Origin of the sequence: Reinekea thalattae (assembly GCF_008041945.1) — a bacterium.
Classification (GTDB): domain Bacteria; phylum Pseudomonadota; class Gammaproteobacteria; order Pseudomonadales; family Natronospirillaceae; genus Reinekea; species Reinekea thalattae.
The window spans coordinates 348,803-368,534 of sequence record NZ_VKAD01000002.1 but is presented as its reverse complement, the minus strand read 5'-3'; the positions used below and the strand labels follow the sequence as shown (position 1 = coordinate 368,534).

Here is a 19,732-nt window from a genome sequence, read left to right as displayed (position 1 = left end):
TTTCTCCTAGCGCAGAACGGCGCTTTTATCCCAAGAAAACCATTTTTGACACAGCAGCATGGCACGGTCGAGCAAGAAGCCGATAAAGCCAATCACCAAAACCGCTGCCATAATGCGCGACAACGAATCGGAACTGCCGTTTTGGAATTCATCCCAAACAAACTTACCCAAACCTGGATTCTGCGCCAACATTTCTGCTGCGATCAGTACCATCCAAGCAATACCAAGAGATAACCTCAAGCCGGTAAAAATCATCGGCACACTGGCAGGTAAAACAATTTTTTGCACATGAGCTATTGGCCCTAAGCGCAATACTTTAGAAATATTATTAAAGTCCTTTTCGATCGAGGCTACGCCCACAGCGGTGTTAATAAGTGTTGGCCAAAGGCTACACAGCGTGACGGTAATCATCGATGTTAAAAAAGACTTTTCAAACATCGGATCATCCGAAACATAAACCGCACTGACCACAATAGTCACCAACGGCAGCCAAGCTAACGGTGATACCGGTTTAAGTATCTGAATAATCGGATTCGCCGCTGCATAGGCGACACTACTCAAACCAATTAACACGCCCAGTGGAATAGCAATCGCACTGGCTAAAACAAAACCATACAACACTGTTACAAGGCTGGTACCAATTTGCGTAATAAAGGTTGGCCGGCCATTAAATTCGCGTACTCGAATTTCTGCGTTTGGATCTGCTGCTAATTTTTTTGCATTACGCTCTTCTTGGCGTTGATAAAATGCAGCTTCTCGTTGTTTTTCTGCTTGATGCTCTTTCAGCAAGTTACCGGCTTGCTCATAAACTTTTAACGGCCCCGGAAAGGTGCCCAGCGAGGTATTGATATTGGAGGCAGTAAAACTCCATAACGCCATAAAGATGGCAATACCTAACAGCGGATAAGCCAGCATCTGCAATTTTTTTGCAAAGCGAAAACTTATTTTTTTGACATTCAAGGAAGCGATTGTTGCCTGCTCCATATCAAGAACCTCTTTTGCTAATGGAGGTTGAGTTCAAGGAACTGCAACCCCGGTGGCTATTTACTTCTATACACTAAAAATCAGTTTGTTAGCTATTAATCAGTTGTTAACTACAAATCAGTTTGTTAACTGAAAACTCACTACAATACTTCTTGCTTAAGACCAATCTTGAATTTCTCTAGGTACTCAACAGGCTTACTGCCATCATAAGTAATACCGTCAATGAAATCTTTCTGTGGTGCTTTAAAGCCTGTTTCTGTTGCAAAGTTAGGGAATTCAGAAGCGGAGAAACCACCCTCTTCTAACAGAGCTTTGGCGGCTGTTTCATAGATGTCAGGACGGTAGACGTCTTTAGCAATATCGAAATACCACTGATCATCTTTGTGCTCACTGATCTGCCCCCAACGACGCATCTGAGTTAAATACCAAATAGCATCGGAATAGTATGGATAGGTTGCGTTGTAACGGAAGAACACGTTGAAATCTGGAATGTCTCGCTTATCGCCCTTCTCGTATTCAAAGGTGCCAGTCATCGAGTTGGCAATCACTTCGTAATCTGCACCAACGTAATAAGGTTGACTTAAAATCTCAACGGCCTCTTCACGGTTAGCATTGTCATTTTCATCTAACCATTTCGCTGCACGGATCAACGCCTTAGTTAAGCGTACAGTCGTGTTCGGATACTTTTCTGCAAATTCAGCGTTAATACCAAAAACTTTTTCTGGATTATTTTTCCAAATTTCATAATCGGTAATGACCGGTACACCGATGCCTTTAAAGACTGCTTGCTGGTTCCACGGTTCACCAACGCAATAACCATAAATAGTACCGGCTTCCATCGTTGCAGGCATTTGTGGCGGTGGTGTGACCGATAGCAAAACATCGGCATCTATTTGGCCAGAAGTATCACCTTTATGGGGCGCGTAATAGCCTGGGTGAATATTGCCTGCCGCCAACCAGTAACGCAGTTCATAGTTATGGGTCGATACTGGGAATACCATGCCCATGTTAAACGGCTTGCTATCGGCAATGTAACTATCGACAACTGGTTTTAAATAGTCTGCTTTAATCGGGTGAACCGGCTTGCCAGAGCTGTCTCTAGGTACATAGTTTTGCATTTCATCCCAGATTTGATTGGAAACGGTAATACCATTGCCGTTCAAGTCCATAGAAAATGGAGTGATAATGTGCGCCTTGGTGCCGTAACCAATCGTCGCGGCCAATGGCTGACCTGCTAACATGTGAGCGCCATCCAATTCACCAGTAATGACACGATCAAGCAAGACCTTCCAGTTTGCTTGCGCTTCAAGCTCAACATAAAGGCCTTCATCTTCGAAGTAACCTTTTTCATAAGCGATTGCCAACGGCGCCATATCGGTCAACTTAATGAAGCCAAATTTTAAATCTTCTTTTTCTGGTGCACCGACCTCTGCTTGCACCGACGCTAAACCGCCAACAACCAGACTCACACCAACGGCTGACAGGATCTTTTTAAAATTCATTTTTCTCTCCCCAAAAAAAAAAGCGCCAAAGCTAAACCAGTATAGTTGGTTTAGTCTTTGGCGCCTTTGCCTAAATTCAGTTTATGTCAAAGCCATAAAATCGGGCTTTGTAATTTTCATGTTCGAGTTATTCCTGCATTTGCTGTGCCACAACATGCTAACTGGCTTAATAGCGCGGCGCGAGCCCTGTTAGGTATTTTATTCGTTGTTAATCGTTCAACAAAATTGGGCAGCGATGGCACAAAATAATTTCTCTCGCACCATTTTTATGCAAAAAACAATTAGCCTATAAAAAAATATAGCTGCAAAGTTTCTTGAATTTTTTAGTCTGAGCACTTTAATAAAGTAATAGATGAGTACTCGAAGGCGCTACTCTAATCGCGTCACATTGCAAATCGAATCAGCTTATTCAATGACGCCAATAGACACATGCATCATGTTTCGGCAAAAACATAGCGCTATAAATTTTGCTAGCCAAGCTTGTCTATTCGCTGCAAAATGTGACTAAGTTAAAACCATTAGCGGAACACTATGCCTGCAACAGACGCTCTAAACATTATGCTTGTCGATGACGAACCCGGTCGTGCAGCAATATTAAAAGAGGCATTGCAAAGTCATGGGCACCAGGTCATTTATCGCAGCCGAACGACCAGCTCTATTTATCAAATGGTGAATGCGTTCTCACCGGATGTCATTATCGTTGACACCAAAGCACCCGACCGAGACGTATTAGAAGACCTTGCACTAGTCAGTGATAAAAACCCCAAGCCCGTGTTGGTTGTTTCTGAGCACGATGACGAGGGTATTATCGAACAAGCGATCAAAGCTGGCGCCAGTGCTTATGTGGTCGACGGCTTAACCGAAGGTCGATTACGAGGCGTGCTACGCACAGCCATTGCCAGATTTAATGAATACCAAGCGCTAAAGTCAGAGTTACTTAGCGCTCGTTCCGAATTACAAGATCGTAAAGTCATCGAGAAAGCCAAAGGGCTACTGATGAAACACAAAGGCATTGATGAAAACGAGTCCTATACCACCTTACGTAACCTAGCGATGCAAAAAAATCGACCACTACGTGATGTCGCAAGCGATATCGTTGAGCTATTTAGTTAACAGGAAAGTACGTTAGTTATGTCCGATAAAATAGAATTAGGCTTTATCCCATTGTTAGATTGCGCGCCGCTGATCGTGGCACAAAAACTGGGGTTATTTGAACAAAACAATGTTCAAGTGGAGCTTCACAAAGAATACAGCTGGGCCAGTCTCATAGAAAAAATAACCTTAGGAGTTTACCAAGGCGGCCACATGCTGACGCCGGCCATTGTTGCCGAAGCGCTTTATCATGAAACACCAAGAATGATCAGCCCGATAAACATGGGGCTTAATGGCAATGCCATTACGTTATCTCATCGTATTACTAAAACCGACAAACCTCTTAAACAGCTGGTTAAAGAAGAAGCTCGCGGCAATAACAAGCTTTCTTTTGGTGTGGTTTATCCCTTTTCTATGCATAACTTACAGCTGCGAATGTGGCTCGAACAACAGCAGGTCGACCCAAGCGAAGTGAACATCCGCGTGGTGCCGCCTAAGTCGATGTGGCAAGCGCTATCGCGTGGGGATATCGATGGTTTTTGCGTTGGCGAACCATGGAACAGCTACTCCCAAGAACAGGGTGGCTGCGAAGTCGTTGCCTCTGCGCATGAACTTTGGCCAGATGCACCAGAAAAAAGCCTCGGCCTAAACAGTCTATGGGCCAATAAAAATGAAACCGCGGTATTAGGCCTAACACGGGCTATCTATAAAGCCTGTGAATGGTTAGAGCAAAACATTGAATCACAACAACTGACCGAATGGATGGTTGAGTGCGATGTACTCTCTATGAGCAATGAAGATGTTAGCCGTTGCTTTAAAAATCCTGTCGGTAAAAAAATATATTTTTCTAATCAGGCAACCGAACAAACTTTTGAGCGCACCAAAGCAATCGCAGAAAACATTAAGCGCTGGCACCCTGAACGGGTAGTACAGGATATTGAGTCCGCTCAACAAGCCTTCGACCTTGAACTGTACCGAAAAGCGACCCGATTGTGACGCCTGATTTTGACAACCGCACTTCAACGGTGCAAAAAAGCACAGTAGCGGTTCAACTGCGCGAGCTGTTTTATGCCAAGCCAGACCAGTAACATCAACGGTCTCAAAGGAACACCGCGAGGTTATTTTTAAAATGGCATAATTAATGCCTTTAAATTTAGACATAAACAGATTTAATTGATTTTTTAGCAAGCTAAAAAATCACACGACAGATAGAAAAATCATAAGAGCAAAGGCGCTCGAAACACACTGCTTAACTGCAGGATGTTTCGGGCGTTTTTTTTTGCCTAGGAGAAGAGAAATGAATCGATTGGTTGTTGTAGGCAATGGGATGGTCGGCCACCATTTTGTTATTCAGTTCATGCAAAATCTAAAAGCACAAAAAAACGCTGCCGACTGGCAAGTCACGGTAATCGGTGAAGAACACTACCCTGCTTACGACCGTGTTCATCTATCGGAATACTTTGACAACGATGCCGATCACTTAGCTCTAACCAGCGCGGAAGAATACGACCAGCTGGGCATTCATTTTATTATGGGCGATGCCGTAACAGGCATTAACCGCAAAACACAGCAGGTGACTACAGCCAGCGGCCAAAGTTTTAACTACGATAAGTTGGTTCTGGGCACAGGCTCGTATCCCTTTGTGCCGCCAGTGCCTGGGCACGAACAAGAACACTGTTTTGTTTATCGCACCCTCGACGATTTAGATGCCATTCGCAACAGTGCTCAAGGAGCCAAAACCGGCGTTGTTATTGGCGGCGGCTTACTCGGTTTAGAAGCGGCGAACGCGTTAAAGCAACTCGGCTTAGAAGCGCACGTCATTGAATTTGCACCTAGGCTGATGCCGGTTCAGGTTGATGAAGACGGCGGCGAATTGCTCAAGCGATTAATCGAAGAAACCGATGTTCAGGTGCATACTGGCTACGCCACGACACTGATTGAAGCTGGCGAAAGCAGTCGCTACCGAATGACCTTTAAAGATCATGACCCATTAGAAACCGACATGGTGGTGTTCTCTGCCGGTATTCGGCCAAGAGACCAATTGGCGCGAGAATGCGGTTTGGATGTTCACGAACGCGGCGGCGTTATTATCAACGACCAATGTCAAACCTCAGACGAAAATATCTATGCCATCGGCGAAGTGGCGTTATGGCAAAATAAAATTTATGGCTTAGTCGCTCCCGGCTATCGCATGGCAGAAACAGCGGCATCCGATATTTTTTCTATCGAAGCCAACTTCACTGGCGCAGACATGTCGACCAAACTGAAGTTATTGGGCATCGATGTCGGCTCCATTGGTGACGCTCACGCCCAAACCGAAGGCGCTGAAATCTACCAATATTACGATGGCACCAAAAAAACCTACCGTAAAATGGTGGTCAGTGCAGATGGTAAAAAATTACTCGGCGCGGTGTTGGTCGGTGATAACAGCTACTACGATACCCTGCTGCAATACAGCCTAAATGCGATTGAATTACCAGCGGAACCTCAGTCGTTAATCCTGCCTTCTACCGATTCGGCGCCAGCGCTTGGTGCAGATATGCTGCCCGATACAGCCACCATTTGTTCTTGTTTGAATGTCACCAAAGGCGATGTTATTGCCGCAGTTGATAACGGCTGCTGTACCGCTGCGGATGTATCGGATTGCACCGGCGCAGGCAGTGGCTGTGGCGGTTGTGCTCAACTATTAAAAGACACCGTCAACGCCGAATTAGCCAAACGTGGCGTGGAAGTAAACAACCATTTATGCGAGCACTTTTCTTACAGCCGTGAAGAACTAACGCACATTATTTTAACTAAACAAATTAAAACCTATGCGCAACTTTTAGCCGAGCACGGCCAAGGTTTGGGTTGTGAAATTTGCAAACCGACAGTCGGCGGTATTCTGGCAGCGACTTGGAACGAGCACGTACTCAACGAAGAGCATGTTAGCTTGCAAGACACCAACGATACTTTTTTAGCCAACATGCAAAAGGATGGCACCTATTCTGTTGTGCCGCGAATTGCAGGCGGCGAAATCACCCCAGACGCGCTGATTAAAATTGGCGAAGTCGCTAAAGAATTTAAGCTCTACACCAAGATTACCGGCGGTCAGCGTATTGATTTATTCGGTGCACAACTGCATCAGCTGCCGCTGATTTGGCAGCAGTTGGTCGATGCGGGTTTTGAAACCGGCCAAGCCTATGGCAAGTCGGTACGTACCGTTAAAAGCTGCGTTGGCAGCACTTGGTGTCGCTATGGTGTTCAAGACTCGGTTGGCATGGCGATCCATATTGAAGACCGCTACAAAGGCATTCGCGCACCACACAAAGTTAAGTTCGCCGTCAGTGGCTGTACTCGAGAATGTGCCGAAGCACAAAGTAAAGACTTTGGCGTCATCGCTACCGAAAACGGCTGGAACCTTTATGTTTGCGGTAACGGCGGCATGAAACCTCGACACGCCGATCTATTTGCAACCGACCTCGACGATGACACGTTGATTAAATACATCGACCGAATCTTTATGTTTTACATCCGTACTGGCGAGCGCTTACAGCGTACTGCTCGTTGGTTAGAAAACTTAGAAGGCGGTTTGGATTATTTAAAATCTGTCGTCATCGATGATCACTTAGGTATCAATGCCGACCTTGAAGTACAGATGGAACGGCTACTAAACACATTCCAATGTGAATGGGCAACAACGTTACGCGACGAAGAAAAACTGAAACGCTTCCGCACCTTTGTCAACGCCGCCGATAGCGACGACAACATTGTCTTCGTACAAGAGCGCGGTCAAATACGCCCTGCTCGCACGGATGAAAAAGAACAACTCATTGCCGTCAGCAACGCCGGTTAACCCCTACAAGCTTTCAAGGAGAACAGCATGTCTACGACACACAAAACTTGGCAAGCCGTCTGTAGTACAAAGGACCTAATCCCATACTCTGGCGTTGCCGCCAAATTCGACAACCAACAGGTGGCGATTTTTTATTTGCCACACTTAGAGCCCAGCGTCTACGCCATTGGCCATTTCGATCCTTTTAGTCGAGCCAACGTGCTTGCGCGAGGCATTGTCTGTGACATTAAAGGGCAGCTCTGTGTTGCCTCGCCACTTTACAAGCAGCACTTTAGTTTTTTAACTGGCCTGTGCCTAGAAGATGAAAATATGTACGTGCCTGTTTGGGCGGCAAAAATAGAAAACCAACAGGTTTTGTTGTGCCAAAGCTAAAACCGCTTGCTAGCGAGACGATTAAATCAACCTGTCCTTACTGTGGTGTTGGCTGTGGTGTTTTAGCCAAACCAGTCAATGATAGCGTCAGCGTTCAGGGTGATGCCGAGCACCCTGCCAATGCCGGTAAGCTGTGCATTAAAGGCAGTCAGCTTTCGTCAACGTTAACCAGCCATGGCCGTTTGCAAGCCCCCGTTGTCGAAAACCAACAGACGTCATGGACACAAGCTCTGGACTACGTTGCAGAGAAGTTTCGCCAAAGTATTGAACAATACGGTCCCGATTCAGTCGCCTTTTATTTAAGCGGCCAGATTCTTAGCGAAGATTATTATGTTGCCAATAAGCTGATGAAAGGCTTTATCGGTAGCGCGAACGTTGATACCAATTCACGGCTCTGCATGTCTTCGGCGGTCGCGGCCTATAAGCGTGCCTTTGGCAGCGACACCGTACCGAACAGCTATGACGATTTAGAAGAAACCGACTTGATGATCCTCATCGGCTCCAATGCGGCTTGGACGCATCCGATTTTGTATCAACGCATGCGAGCAGCTCAGAAAAAAAATCCCCACTATAAAATGGTGGTGATCGACCCTAAAAGATCGGCGACGGCTGGCGAAGCAGATTTGCATTTGGCAATTAAACCCGGCACCGATGCCATGCTTTACAATGGTCTACTGGCTTATTTAGCGCGTGTTGGGAAACTCGATCAAACATTTATTAATCAGCACACCAACAATTTTGAACAGGCACTTGAAGCCTGCCCACAAACGCTAACAGAGGTCGCTCTGTTTTGTGGTATTTCAGAAAATAAATTACGCCAGTTTTATGATTGGTTTGCCAATGCTAAGCGCAGTATTAGTTTTTATTCTATGGGCATTAATCAATCCAACAGTGGCACCGATAAGTGCAACGCCATTATTAATGTCCACTTAGCTAGTGGCCAAATTGGCAAACCGGGCTGTGGCCCTTACTCCATCACTGGCCAACCTAACGCCATGGGCGGACGTGAAGTTGGCGGTTTAGCCAACACGTTGGCCGCTCATATGGAATTCGATGCCACAGGCATCGATAAAGTCAGCCGTTTTTGGCGCAGCAACAACATTGCTAAAGCACCCGGCTTAAAAGCATTAGATATGTTCGAAGCGGTTGAGCAAGATAAAATTAAAGTGCTTTGGGTAATCGGTACAAACCCAGCGGTTTCATTACCCGACTCAGACCGCATAAAAAGAATCTTGCAACAGTGCGAGTGCCTAATTGTTTCTGACTGCATGGCCGAAACAGACACCACCCAATACGCCGATGTGCTGTTACCCGCCACGGGCTGGGGTGAAAAAAATGGCACCGTGACCAACGCTGACCGCACTATTTCTCGACAACGTGGTTTTATCCAGCCACTCGGCCAAGCACGCCACGATTGGTGGATTATCAGCGAAGTTGCAAAGCGGCTAGGTTACGGTGACGCCTTCCAATATGAACACGCCTACGAAATTTTTAGAGAACACGCTCAGCTAAGCGGCTTTGAAAACAACGGCAGCCGAGACTTCGACATCAGCGCATTTTCCAACATCACTCAACAGCAATACGATAGCCTAAAGCCGATTCAGTGGCCGGTGAATGAAACCTACCCCAGTGGCAAAGCGCGAATGTTTGATGACCAGCAGTTTTTTACCGCTGATAAAAAAGCCAATTTTATCGCCATTACGCCTAAGTTACCTGAACTTAACGCCGCTGATAAAAATAGCTTAATACTCAATAATGGGCGCGGGCGCGATCAATGGCACACCATGACTCGCACCAGTGCTGCAAAAAAACTCAACAGTCACGAGCTTTACCCAAGTGTGCTGATTAACCCACTCGATGCAAAAAAATTATCAATAATGGCTAATGACCTTGTGAAAATAGCCAACAAAAATTCGAACACGCTAGCTATCGCAAAACTCAGCACATCACAGAGTCCAGGAGAGTGCTATATGTCGATTCATTGGAACCAGCAGTTCGCGAATAAAACCAAAGCTAACAATCTAACTCAATTTATTGCCGACCCTGTTTCTGGGCAGCCACAATACAAACAGAATCGGGTTCAGGCACAGGCAGTTACAACCAAGCGCTGGTTAGCACTATTCAGTCAGCAAGCTATTTCATTGAATCATAACGATAATTTTTCGGTGTCTATTGAAGTCAATCGTGGTTATTTTTATCTACAGGCACTATCAGAATCAATGCTTGAATCGGAGTGTCTTAGCCTCTTACCAAACGTAGAAAAGCAGTTGCAATACCGGCGACCCAACCAAGATGAATATCGCATTACCGGCATTGTGGATTCGCAGATTGACTACATCGTCAGTGTTTCAGAACAATCGCCCATTCCAGCATTAGATGCGTTAATGCGCATGTTCGAACAAGGCCAATGTAACAGCGAATTAGAAAACGAGCTGATGTCTAAAAGTATCGACGTCATCGGTCAACGCGTATGCAGTTGTTTTAATGTTTATCACAGCGACATTAGCGATTACTTAAAACAACACCCCGAGGCAAGCCAAAGTGAACTTCAGCGTGAACTCCGCTGTGGCAGTAATTGTGGCAGCTGCCGTCCTGAGATCGCCGACATCGTCTCGCATTGGCAAGCCGATGTTAAGGTGGCCGAAAACTTATAAGCCGAACAACTCTAGCGTTCTACCGATAGTTCAAGGTAAAATAGCGTTTCAGGGTCGAGGTTATGGGTACTGAGCTATTCGTACTGAGCTTTCTCAGTACCTATAAGATTTCAAGGTACGTATAAGGTTTTATATTAACCATAAATCTTTGCGGTACACTGTACGCTTTAACCAAGGCGACACTAAAAACCATCACGATTATATAAGGAGGCTACCCATGCACATTGCTGCATTTTCTTGCGTATTAACTTACGCATTTCATCTTGGCGACCCACGCTTAGCGAATCTTGTTTAACGCACAGATTTCGCTGAAAAACTGAACCACCCTTCTCAGTGCTCATCTGTGCAATGATTAATTCAATTGCGCATAGGTGAAACATGTCCTTAATAAATGTTCTTAATATTTCTTTTCAAGCAGGTACTAAAAAGCTGTTTGATAATCTTTCCTTTTCTATTGAACCCGGTGATCGCATTGGTCTTGTAGGTCATAACGGTTGTGGAAAGTCTTCACTATTATCACTCTTACTCAACAGGCAAACGCCAGACGACGGACGCATTCAGATTCAACGCGGATTAAAGGTTGGCTCAGTTGAACAGTTTGTTCCTGAAGGTTTAGCCGAGCTAACCATGCTCGATTCATTACTCGATACGATAGAATTCGATGAACGTCTCAGCCGCAAATACGAAGCAGAAACCCTCCTTTACAGTCTTGGCTTTAGCAACGACCAGTTTAAACAAAAAATGGCCGAACTCAGCGGTGGCCAAAAGAGTTTAATTCTTTTTGCGCGCGCGATTATCAAGGAGCCGGAATTGATTTTACTCGACGAACCCGGAAACCATATGGACGTAAGCGCTATGAATGCATTAAAGCAATTTTTATCGCAACCACAGGTTCCGGCTTTTTTGATGATTTCGCACGATAGGGATTTGCTCGATAGTGTGACTAATCGAACCTTATGGCTACGCGATGAACGTTGTTATAGTTTCGCTTTACCTTACAGCTTGGCAAGGCTTGCGCTCGCCGACCAAGATGAAGCCGCCGCTAAAACTCGTGCCAGCGAAGAGAAGCAAATCGATAAGCTAAAAGTTAGCGCAAAACGGCTCGCAACATGGGGTAAGGTTTACGATAACGAAGATCTCGCTCGTAAAGCAAAAACGATGGAAAAACGTGTTGATAAGCTAGAAGCAAACAAAACCTTTATCTCGCAAGGTACAGGCTTATCGCTATCGGTTGATACCGAGCTTTTGCGCTCGAAACAACTGTTCACTTTTGAGAACGAACGCATCACTGCACCTGACGGTCGCTTACTTTATGCTATTGATGAACTGGTTTTTCGGCCCGGTGATCGAATTGCACTCTTAGGTATTAACGGCAGCGGCAAATCCAGTTGCATTAAGTCGTTATTAGCTAACAGCGAAAAGGATATTGGCCAACAAACCACAACTCGTTTCAACCCGAATGTTCGCATTGGTTATTTTGATCAGGAGTTGGAGCTATTCGATCAGCCGATCAGCATTTTCGACTGGCTACTTGAGCACAGCCACGCACAAGCAGACGATATAACCCAAACCTTAATTCACTGGGGCTTTGCGTATCGCGACCACTCTCGTCTCGTTAACAGGCTCAGTGGTGGCGAACGTGCACGGTTAGTTTTACTAGGTTTTCAATTAGAGCAGCCAAACTTACTGATCATGGATGAACCGACCAACCACATTGATTTACAGGGTAAGGAACAATTAGAGCAGGAACTCATGGCCGATGGACTTTCCTTGCTACTCACCTCACACGATAAATTATTTATTGAACGAGTGGCGACTCGCTATTGGTTAATAGAGGCTGGGCAATTAAAAGAAATTCACGATCTGAATGACTTCTATCGTTCGCTTGATACAACGATCCACGACTCATTAAACAACCACCCTAACAGAGATACTTCTATTGATTCTGTTGCTAGACCTAGAAACAATAACAGCTCAACCTCGGTTGCAGGTGAAGATACAGGCTCAACAACTAATGAAGAGTTACTATTAGAACGCGTCTACCAATTAGAAACATTACTCACAGAAGATAAAGCAAGGAAGAAAAAATTCCAAAAACCGAAAAAACAGCAGCAATGGCAAAACGAGCTAGAAGAACTATTAGGCCAACTTTGACACACATATCGATGTAGAGTCGAGGCATATCTCATTAACTATTGGTGCAGGTTTTATTGGTGACATCATGTCTAAAGCATTACCAGAGTGTCAAGCGCTTTAGCTCACGACTCTAGCCATGTGGTACACCGAAGCAAACTCACCGTTACGGAAGGCGTAAGCAGGCGCTTCGCCTTCAATAACAAAACCAAATTTTTTATACAGGCTAATCGCACTGGTGTTATCAACAAAAGCCGTGATTTCAATGCGTTTAATATTGAGCCAGTTATCGGCTAAATCGATTGCTGTCGCGAGTAAAGCGCTGCCAACACCCTGACCAGTAAAATTATCTTTAACACCCATACCAAAGGTTGCGACATGCCGACGACGAGGATTAGTCTGCACATGAAAACCCAAGTTACCAACAACTTCATCTTCGATCAGCGCTACATAAGCATATACATTTTCTGGCACGTTACTAAAGCGTTGCTGCCATAATTCATACGAAGGTTTGGGTAGCTGCAAGGTATTGCCATAAGCCGCTTTGCCTTCATAAACCTCTTTGATTGCCCGAGCATCATTTGCTTCTGCTCGCCTTACAATAATACTCACGAACTTATTCCTTTTTAGTTTTTTAATGATTTTTCGTTACGCGGGTTCAACCGCGAATCATAGAATAGCAGCAACGAATTATAAAAATATCGTTGGCAAGCTTGTTAACAGTAACGCAGTGATAATAGTCTCGTTATAGTCGATAAACAAATTGTACCGACATAATTTAAAGTATACATTTCAACTAACGGCTTTAATACACCATGAAATGAGCAGCATTTTAATTGTTATGGGTACAGTTATGGATATCAGCAAACAAGAAAATAAAGAATATGACTTTGCATCAAGCATGCAGCCAATGCTCGGGCAACAAAATTTAGTAAAAAATGCGTTACAGGATTTAGCGTTAGATACTCACGCCATAGAAGAAGTAATGACTTATGCAGCCACCGGCATTGATAAACATCGAACTATTTTTATCGACTGGCTGGCTAGTAAAAACATTCACACGGCTGCAGAAACTTTAGTTTTTACTCAAGGCGCACAACAGGGTATTTATACTTGCTTGCAAATACTCACACATAAAGAAGATTTTATTTTACACGAGGAGCTCGCCTACCCTGGATTTTTTCGTGCCGTTGATGCCTGCGGTCTAAAGCCTTTAGCCGTGCCGCTGACTAAAGATGGCCTAGATACTGAAGCTCTAGAGCACTATTGCCAACAGCATCGACCTAAGGTGCTGTACATTACTCCAAACATGCAAAACCCAACAAACATTCGCTATACCGCAGAAGTGTTAGAAAAGATTGTTGCACTCAGCCAGCAATATGATTTTTATATCATTGAAGATGATGTTAACTATTGCTTACCTGAAGATTGGCGAACGCCGCTGCAACAACTGGCAGCCGATCGAGTGTTTTATGTTTCTAGTTTATCTAAATACGTCGCTGGCGGATTAAGAATAGCCTTTACTCTAGTACCAGAAGGCTGGCAAAAAGAGTTTAACTTAAACCTACACAGCCAATGCTGGATGGTCTCGACCATAAACATTGAACTGGCCAGCCGCTTTTTAATGCATGAAAGCTTTCAATACAACCAAGAACTATTAGCGCAAGAAATGCGTTATCGTCAGAAGCGTTTTATGGAGTTTTCCGTCAAGCATCATTTAGAGGCAACCGAAGGCGGTTTGAATGTTTGGCTAAAATTACCTCCTCAATTCAACATGAACCAACTTAGCGGCTACCTGAATTCCAAAAACATTAAAGTAAGAACTGCGGATTTATTTAACCACCCTGCTACGACACCAACTAAAGAAAACGCCATAAGAATGGCATTGGGTAGCTTTACCTATCGTGAAGAGTTCGACCAAGCTCTCACTGCCTTTGAAAGTTCCTTACTAGAATTTATAAGCCATCAACAAGAGCCTGTAATTTAATAACCATAACGATTAATTGGTACTGCAAGTCAGTACCAATTTGAAATGCGACCGCTCCATTTATGTACGATATCGGGCCACTTTTGTTTATTCGGGTTTAACCTCGCTCTCAAAGCACTTGTGTCTGATGCCAAAAAAATTATAACTACCGGGATCATAAAAAACACAACAAGGCCTATAAAAAGATCAAATAAACTCGCTCCTTTGGTTGGGTCTTTTTGTTCTTTTTCTTTCTTTTTTGGCTTATCGTCTGATTCAATATACTGCTCAAAATAAGGATCAAAGTTCATGTAGCGGTTAATATAATCCCAATAAAAATAAACTTTCCCATGTATATTGCTAGAGCTATAGAGCGTTCTATAGGTATCTGGCGCATTCTTATTTTCATGATTATATTTTCCTGGCAACCAGACAACTAAATCATAAATGGTATCGGAATCCTGTTTTCTAGCAACGATAGAAACATCAAGCTCTTGCCAAGGAACTTTATACAGCCCCTGCTTTTCATACAGATATACTTCGTCATTATTTCGATGAAACCGAACGGGTAACGAAACCCTTAGAGGAACATAGATAAAAAAAGCATAACCTAGTACTAAAACAGAAGTGATCAATATGTTTAGAAACAAGTATGAATCTTGGAAGCTGGAATGATTTCGGATGAAAAAAAAGTTAACCGCGTAAAAGATAAGGCAGTAGCCTAAAAAATTAGGCCCCTTACGGTGTACTTTAGGCTCCTCGCGTGTACGAAAATCCATAAACTCATTATAGACATTACCCGACTCAGATATAGCATCTTTGATATAGCTATAATCCATTAACTTATCGCCTTCGAAGACTGTCTCCTGCTCTAGCGTTACGTCGTCAAAGTGTTCAAACTTAATAATTGACATGCCGGGCGTTAGCACATCTTCATATTGAGCATTCTCTTTAATTTCAGGGTATCTGGCAGCATTGAAAACAGGCTGTCGGCCGAGCTGCAACGGAGCTACGTACTGCTCATCTATTGCACTATCTTCGACAATTTTCCCTGCGGTATCCTTGTCAGAAACATATTCTTTAAATGGTAATAGAACCAGCGTTCCGTCTAATGTATAACTAGAGATTAAGTCAGCAGCTTTAGGTTTTAAGATTGCGACTTCCGTTTTGATCAGCTTATCTGGATTACGGCGATACATTTCACTCACGCAATCGTATTGCACAAAGTTAATCGTCACTGTTCTTAAGCGTGGTGATGAATTTATGACATCCAGATAATATATATAATTAGTGACGGTTCCTGTTTTTGGCGTAAAGTATTCAACCTTCTTTTCACGGATAAAGCCTTCAACAGTCGCAGTAGCTAATACAGTCTCTTTGCCTCCAACAGTAAATTTAAGCAAAAAAATAACAAGCATATAGGCTGCTATTAATATGCAAAAAAACATTACGAAGTAAAAAAAAGCGTCACCGATATCTTTTTCACTATGCGTCACTAATAGTGATAGAAATACCCACATTAAAAAACAAACAAGCAAAGCAGGTTTTTTTATTATCTGGTAAAGGTTATTTTTCTGGGCATTAATCGAGTTTTCGATTTTTTTAAGATCATTCATTTGAGCAACTCTTTAAAATGCAATATTCATCATTCTTCATATATACAAACCATCAACATAGATACAAACGCCATCAACATTCTTGGCCAGCAGCCCAACCACTGGACCATGCCCATTGAAAGTTATAACCGCCTAAGTGACCGGTAACATCCAGCACCTCACCAATCAAATAGAGATTTTCACACAGCTGGCTTTGCATGGTTTTTGATGATACTTGCTCGGTGCTGACGCCACCCAAGGTAACTTCAGCGGTGCGATAGCCTTCTGTTCCACCGGGCTTAAAACACCACTGATGCAACTGGCTTTTAATGGTTGCAACATCGTCTTTAGTTAAATCGGCCAGTAGTTTTTCTAGTTGCCAAAGCGCACAAAAATGTTCTGCTAAGCGAGTGGGCATAAAGCCTGTTAAAAAATTCTTCAGTTGCTTTTTGCCCTGTTGATGTCTGGCTTGTTGAATTTCTACTTCGATCTCAATGCTTGGCAGCCAATCGATAAACAGCGCCTCACCGGGTTGCCAATAGTTAGAAATTTGTAACATCGCTGGGCCACTTAAACCTCGATGAGTAATTAATGCATCGAGATGAAAAGCCTGGCCACTTTCTGTACTGACCGTGACGGTTTGTGATAAGCCAGAAAGCTCACTCCAGCTTTGCTTATCTGCCGTGTTCCAAGTGAAAGGAACCAGCGAGGCTCGATATTCCACCAAACTGTGACCAAACTGCTGCGCGATTTTATAACCAAAATCACTAGCGCCCATTGTTGGTATAGAAAGTCCGCCTGTCGCGACAACTAACGATTGCGCCTGTATAACGCCAGAACTGCTTTGCAGTAGGAACAAGCCGTCTTTTTTCTCGACTGATTCGATTTTAGTATTGAGTTGTAACTGAGCACCGGCAGTTTTTAATTCACTCAGTAATAGATTCAAAATATCTTTTGAGTTGTTATCACAAAATAACTGGCCGTGGTCTCGTTCGTGGTAAGCCACCTCATGCTGGCAAACGAGGCCGATAAAATCCCATTGGCTATAACGGCTTAACGCGCTGCGCACAAAGTGTGGGTTTTGGCTTAAATAGTGAGCCGGTGTAACATCCATATTGGTGAAGTTGCAACGACCGCCGCCACTCATCAAGATTTTCTTACCAGCTTTGTTGGCATGGTCGACAACCAAAACGTTACGGCCTCGCTTAGCCGCTTCGATGGCACAAAAAAGGCCGGATGCTCCGGCCCCTATAATTAAAACATCAACGCTCTGAATGTCATTCATTGTTCGATTAACGCTTTCCTACCGAACGTCTTGTTCGTTGTTTTTCCATTTTTCGTTTTAGTGGATCAAACTTATTTTTCACGATTGACTTCCACGGCATGGCGGGCAGTTCAACACTGGCGGCAAGTTTATCGATTTCTTTTTTCGGTAATTCTTGCCAAGTACCGGCGCGCACTTCTGAATCTAAAAACACCGAACCATAGCGCACTCGTTTTAAACGAGAAACTTGCAAGCCTTGGCTTTCCCATAAGCGACGAACTTCACGATTACGCCCTTCCATAATCACCACATGGAACCACTGGTTAGCACCGCGGCCATCAAAAAACTGCACATCGGTAAACTTAGCAAAACCATCTTCCAGCTGTACGCCTTCGCACATGGTATCGATTTGTTCTTGCGTCACTTCACCGAGCACGCGCACGGCGTATTCGCGTTCAACCTGTCGGCTTGGGTGCATTAAACGGTTCGCCATTTCGCCGTCGTTGGTAAACAGCAGCAAGCCAGAGGTGTTGATATCCAAACGACCAACCGCAACCCAACGCTCACCGGGCAACTTAGGCAGTTTATCGAAAACCGTATGTCGGCCTTCTGGGTCTTTACGGGTGCAAATTTCGCCTTCGGGCTTGTTATAAATCAGCACACGACGCACTGCTTTACTTTCTAACTTAATGCTTTTGCCATCGAGAGTCAGTTCATCAGACAGTGTCATCTTATCGCCGAGCTTGACTGATTCACCATTAACCATGACGCGACCTTCTTCAATCGCGCGTTCCATTTCTCGGCGTGAACCGGCACCGGCTTGCGCCAATACTTTTTGAATTCTTTCTTCACTCATCATCGTTTTCCTCGCTCGGCTGGTCGGTCTCACGATCGTCCAACAGAGCTTGTTGCTGTGCTAGTTTTTCCTGAATGATTTTCCACTTCTCTTGCTCGGAAAGCTCAAGATCGGCATCTTCAGGCTGAGAGGCACTGTCAGTTTGATTTAGGACACTGCCAGTTGGGTTTGGCGTATTTATCTGCGCCACATCTGTTTGTTCGGTTGGTTCTTCGGTTAACTCTGACGGCGCGCTTGCTTCTGCCTCGTCTTCATCTTCCAAGTCTAAATTGGGGTGTTCTTTTTCTGCCCGCTGTTGCTCTAATGCTTGTTCGAATTGATTGTTCACATCGTCCATCTGTTGTAATTCATCATCGAGCTGCTCGTCGATAAATTCATTACCCGTTTTACCACTCGCTTGAGTATCGCGTATTTTGTCGATTAGGCCGCTGAACGATATTTCTGACTGCTGATCAGTTTCAGCAGTGTTTTCTTTGGTGTCTAAATCCATCTGAGGATTCAGCTCTTCCATGTTTCTAATTTCCGACAAATTAGGTAGCTGATCTAACGAGCTTAAACCAAAGTAATCTAAAAACTGACGGGTTGTAGCGTACATTGCAGGGCGACCGGGAACATCGCGATGACCAACCACTCGTACCCATTCGCGCTCCAAAAGCGTACGAATAATACTAGAGCTGACGGCGACACCACGTACGTCTTCAATTTCACTTCGGGTAATCGGCTGGCGATAAGCAATGAGCGCAATCGTTTCTAACAGGGCGCGTGAATAGCGTTGCGGTTTTTCATCCCACAAGCGTGCCACCCATTGGGCAGTTTTAGCTTCGGTCTGAAAGCGATAGCCGCTGGCAACTTCAACTAATTGCACGCCACGGTTTTCATAGGCTGCGACCAATTCAGTTAACAACGCCCGAACTGTTCGACCGTGCGGGCGCTCATGATCTTCAAATAACGCCCGTAAATGACTGACGTTCAGTGTGGTACCGGAGGCAAACAAAGCTGACTCTATAATATTTTTTAACGCTTCAGGGGTATGCCCGCCATAAGGGTCGCCCTGCTCGTTATCGTCGAGCACATCTTCGTTTGGCTCGGTCATTTCGATATCGCCATGCGCAGCTGGGTCGGCATCTTGCAGCTGCGCGCTTTCGTCAGTAGCGCTCTCTGTTGCTGAATCGTCGGTTAACGGCTTCTGTTCTGTTTGCGCTGACTCAGTGTCAGTACTGGCAGACGATTCCGATTCTTGCTGATCGCTTAGCTCGGCTGTCTCTTCAGTTTCGCCTGCTGCTTGATCTATTTGGCCTTGATCCGCTTGATCTTGGCTTTCATCAATCGCTTGATCTTCGACTTCAACCGCCTGCTCTTGGCGTTCAGTTGTCTCGCCGGATGCAGCCTCATCGTTTAAGCCTTGGGCATCCTGTTGCGAATGTTGATTATTTTGATCCGTCATAATTTATCCGACTGCTGTACTTTTTAACGTTTTTA

14 protein-coding genes are annotated in these 19,732 nt (G+C 44.5%); 7 read left to right on the top strand and 7 right to left on the bottom strand.

Annotation, left to right across the window (positions count from 1 at the left end):
- Positions 1-6 precede the first annotated feature (6 nt).
- Positions 7-915 (bottom strand): ABC transporter permease, encoded by a 909-nt coding sequence (locus tag FME95_RS12035; RefSeq protein ID WP_246109378.1) that lies wholly within the window; start codon positions 913-915, stop codon positions 7-9.
- A 209-nt stretch (positions 916-1,124) separates the two neighbouring features.
- Positions 1,125-2,486 (bottom strand): CmpA/NrtA family ABC transporter substrate-binding protein, encoded by a 1,362-nt coding sequence (locus tag FME95_RS12030; protein ID WP_147714728.1) that lies wholly within the window; start codon positions 2,484-2,486, stop codon positions 1,125-1,127.
- A gap of 531 nt (positions 2,487-3,017) precedes the next feature.
- Here FME95_RS12030 and FME95_RS12025 point away from each other — a divergent pair.
- The 6 genes from FME95_RS12025 to FME95_RS12000 all read left to right on the top strand — a co-directional run bounded on the left by FME95_RS12025 (position 3,018) and on the right by FME95_RS12000 (position 12,593).
- Positions 3,018-3,599 (top strand): ANTAR domain-containing response regulator, encoded by a 582-nt coding sequence (locus FME95_RS12025; RefSeq protein ID WP_147714727.1) that lies wholly within the window; start codon positions 3,018-3,020, stop codon positions 3,597-3,599.
- 18 nt (positions 3,600-3,617) lie between these two features.
- On the top strand, positions 3,618-4,574 hold the full coding sequence (locus FME95_RS12020) for a CmpA/NrtA family ABC transporter substrate-binding protein (protein WP_147714726.1): 957 nt from the start codon (positions 3,618-3,620) through the stop codon (positions 4,572-4,574).
- Between the two features lie 301 nt (positions 4,575-4,875).
- The gene (gene nirB, locus FME95_RS12015) at positions 4,876-7,413 is read left to right on the top strand and encodes a nitrite reductase large subunit NirB (protein WP_147714725.1); all 2,538 of its coding nucleotides are present in this window, start codon (positions 4,876-4,878) and stop codon (positions 7,411-7,413) included.
- A gap of 27 nt (positions 7,414-7,440) precedes the next feature.
- The gene (nirD, locus tag FME95_RS12010; protein ID WP_147714724.1) at positions 7,441-7,785 is read left to right on the top strand and encodes a nitrite reductase small subunit NirD; all 345 of its coding nucleotides are present in this window, start codon (positions 7,441-7,443) and stop codon (positions 7,783-7,785) included.
- A complete protein-coding gene (locus FME95_RS12005) occupies positions 7,773-10,439 on the top strand; it encodes a nitrate reductase (protein ID WP_246109372.1) in 2,667 nt (888 codons plus the stop codon). Before nirD ends, FME95_RS12005 begins: the two co-directional genes overlap by 13 nt.
- Before the next feature lie 378 nt (positions 10,440-10,817).
- The gene (locus FME95_RS12000) at positions 10,818-12,593 is read left to right on the top strand and encodes an ABC-F family ATP-binding cassette domain-containing protein (RefSeq protein WP_147714723.1); all 1,776 of its coding nucleotides are present in this window, start codon (positions 10,818-10,820) and stop codon (positions 12,591-12,593) included.
- A 99-nt stretch (positions 12,594-12,692) separates the two neighbouring features.
- Here FME95_RS12000 and FME95_RS11995 read toward each other — a convergent pair whose 3' ends face one another.
- Positions 12,693-13,184, bottom strand: coding sequence for a GNAT family N-acetyltransferase (locus tag FME95_RS11995; protein ID WP_147714722.1), 492 nt, complete (start codon positions 13,182-13,184; stop codon positions 12,693-12,695).
- Positions 13,185-13,425: 241 nt separating this feature from the next.
- Here FME95_RS11995 and FME95_RS11990 point away from each other — a divergent pair, with 241 nt between their 5' ends.
- Positions 13,426-14,559, top strand: coding sequence for an aminotransferase-like domain-containing protein (locus FME95_RS11990; RefSeq protein WP_187265526.1), 1,134 nt, complete (start codon positions 13,426-13,428; stop codon positions 14,557-14,559).
- A 29-nt stretch (positions 14,560-14,588) separates the two neighbouring features.
- Here FME95_RS11990 and FME95_RS11985 read toward each other — a convergent pair whose 3' ends face one another.
- From FME95_RS11985 to scpB, 4 genes are all read right to left on the bottom strand, one after another.
- Positions 14,589-16,154 carry a DUF6708 domain-containing protein gene (locus FME95_RS11985; RefSeq protein ID WP_147714720.1) on the bottom strand — a complete coding sequence of 522 codons (1,566 nt, stop codon included), beginning with the start codon at positions 16,152-16,154 and terminating at the stop codon, positions 14,589-14,591.
- Positions 16,155-16,227: 73 nt separating this feature from the next.
- Complete coding sequence (locus FME95_RS11980; protein WP_147714719.1) at positions 16,228-17,418, bottom strand: BaiN/RdsA family NAD(P)/FAD-dependent oxidoreductase; 1,191 nt, start codon at positions 17,416-17,418, stop codon at positions 16,228-16,230.
- Positions 17,419-17,425: 7 nt separating this feature from the next.
- The gene (rluB, locus tag FME95_RS11975; protein WP_147714718.1) at positions 17,426-18,253 is read right to left on the bottom strand and encodes a 23S rRNA pseudouridine(2605) synthase RluB; all 828 of its coding nucleotides are present in this window, start codon (positions 18,251-18,253) and stop codon (positions 17,426-17,428) included.
- Positions 18,246-19,697 carry an SMC-Scp complex subunit ScpB gene (gene scpB / locus FME95_RS11970; protein ID WP_246109371.1) on the bottom strand — a complete coding sequence of 484 codons (1,452 nt, stop codon included), beginning with the start codon at positions 19,695-19,697 and terminating at the stop codon, positions 18,246-18,248. The genes rluB and scpB overlap by 8 nt, the downstream gene beginning before the upstream one ends.
- Positions 19,698-19,732 lie beyond the last annotated feature (35 nt).

Excerpts from the sequence above, each read along its gene's own strand:
- FME95_RS12030 (WP_147714728.1), bottom strand. The coding sequence starts at position 2,486 with ATGAATTTTAAAAAGATCCTGTCAGCCGTTGGTGTGAGTCTGGTTGTT.
- scpB (WP_246109371.1), bottom strand. The coding sequence starts at position 19,697 with ATGACGGATCAAAATAATCAACATTCGCAACAGGATGCCCAAGGCTTA.
- FME95_RS11980 (WP_147714719.1), bottom strand. The coding sequence starts at position 17,418 with ATGAATGACATTCAGAGCGTTGATGTTTTAATTATAGGGGCCGGAGCA.
- FME95_RS12025 (WP_147714727.1), top strand. The coding sequence starts at position 3,018 with ATGCCTGCAACAGACGCTCTAAACATTATGCTTGTCGATGACGAACCC.
- FME95_RS12020 (WP_147714726.1), top strand. The coding sequence starts at position 3,618 with ATGTCCGATAAAATAGAATTAGGCTTTATCCCATTGTTAGATTGCGCG.
- FME95_RS11985 (WP_147714720.1), bottom strand. The coding sequence starts at position 16,154 with ATGAATGATCTTAAAAAAATCGAAAACTCGATTAATGCCCAGAAAAAT.
- FME95_RS11990 (WP_187265526.1), top strand. The coding sequence starts at position 13,426 with ATGGATATCAGCAAACAAGAAAATAAAGAATATGACTTTGCATCAAGC.
- FME95_RS12035 (WP_246109378.1), bottom strand. The coding sequence starts at position 915 with ATGCTGGCTTATCCGCTGTTAGGTATTGCCATCTTTATGGCGTTATGG.
- nirB (WP_147714725.1), top strand. The coding sequence starts at position 4,876 with ATGAATCGATTGGTTGTTGTAGGCAATGGGATGGTCGGCCACCATTTT.
- FME95_RS12000 (WP_147714723.1), top strand. The coding sequence starts at position 10,818 with ATGTCCTTAATAAATGTTCTTAATATTTCTTTTCAAGCAGGTACTAAA.
- rluB (WP_147714718.1), bottom strand. The coding sequence starts at position 18,253 with ATGAGTGAAGAAAGAATTCAAAAAGTATTGGCGCAAGCCGGTGCCGGT.
- nirD (WP_147714724.1), top strand. The coding sequence starts at position 7,441 with ATGTCTACGACACACAAAACTTGGCAAGCCGTCTGTAGTACAAAGGAC.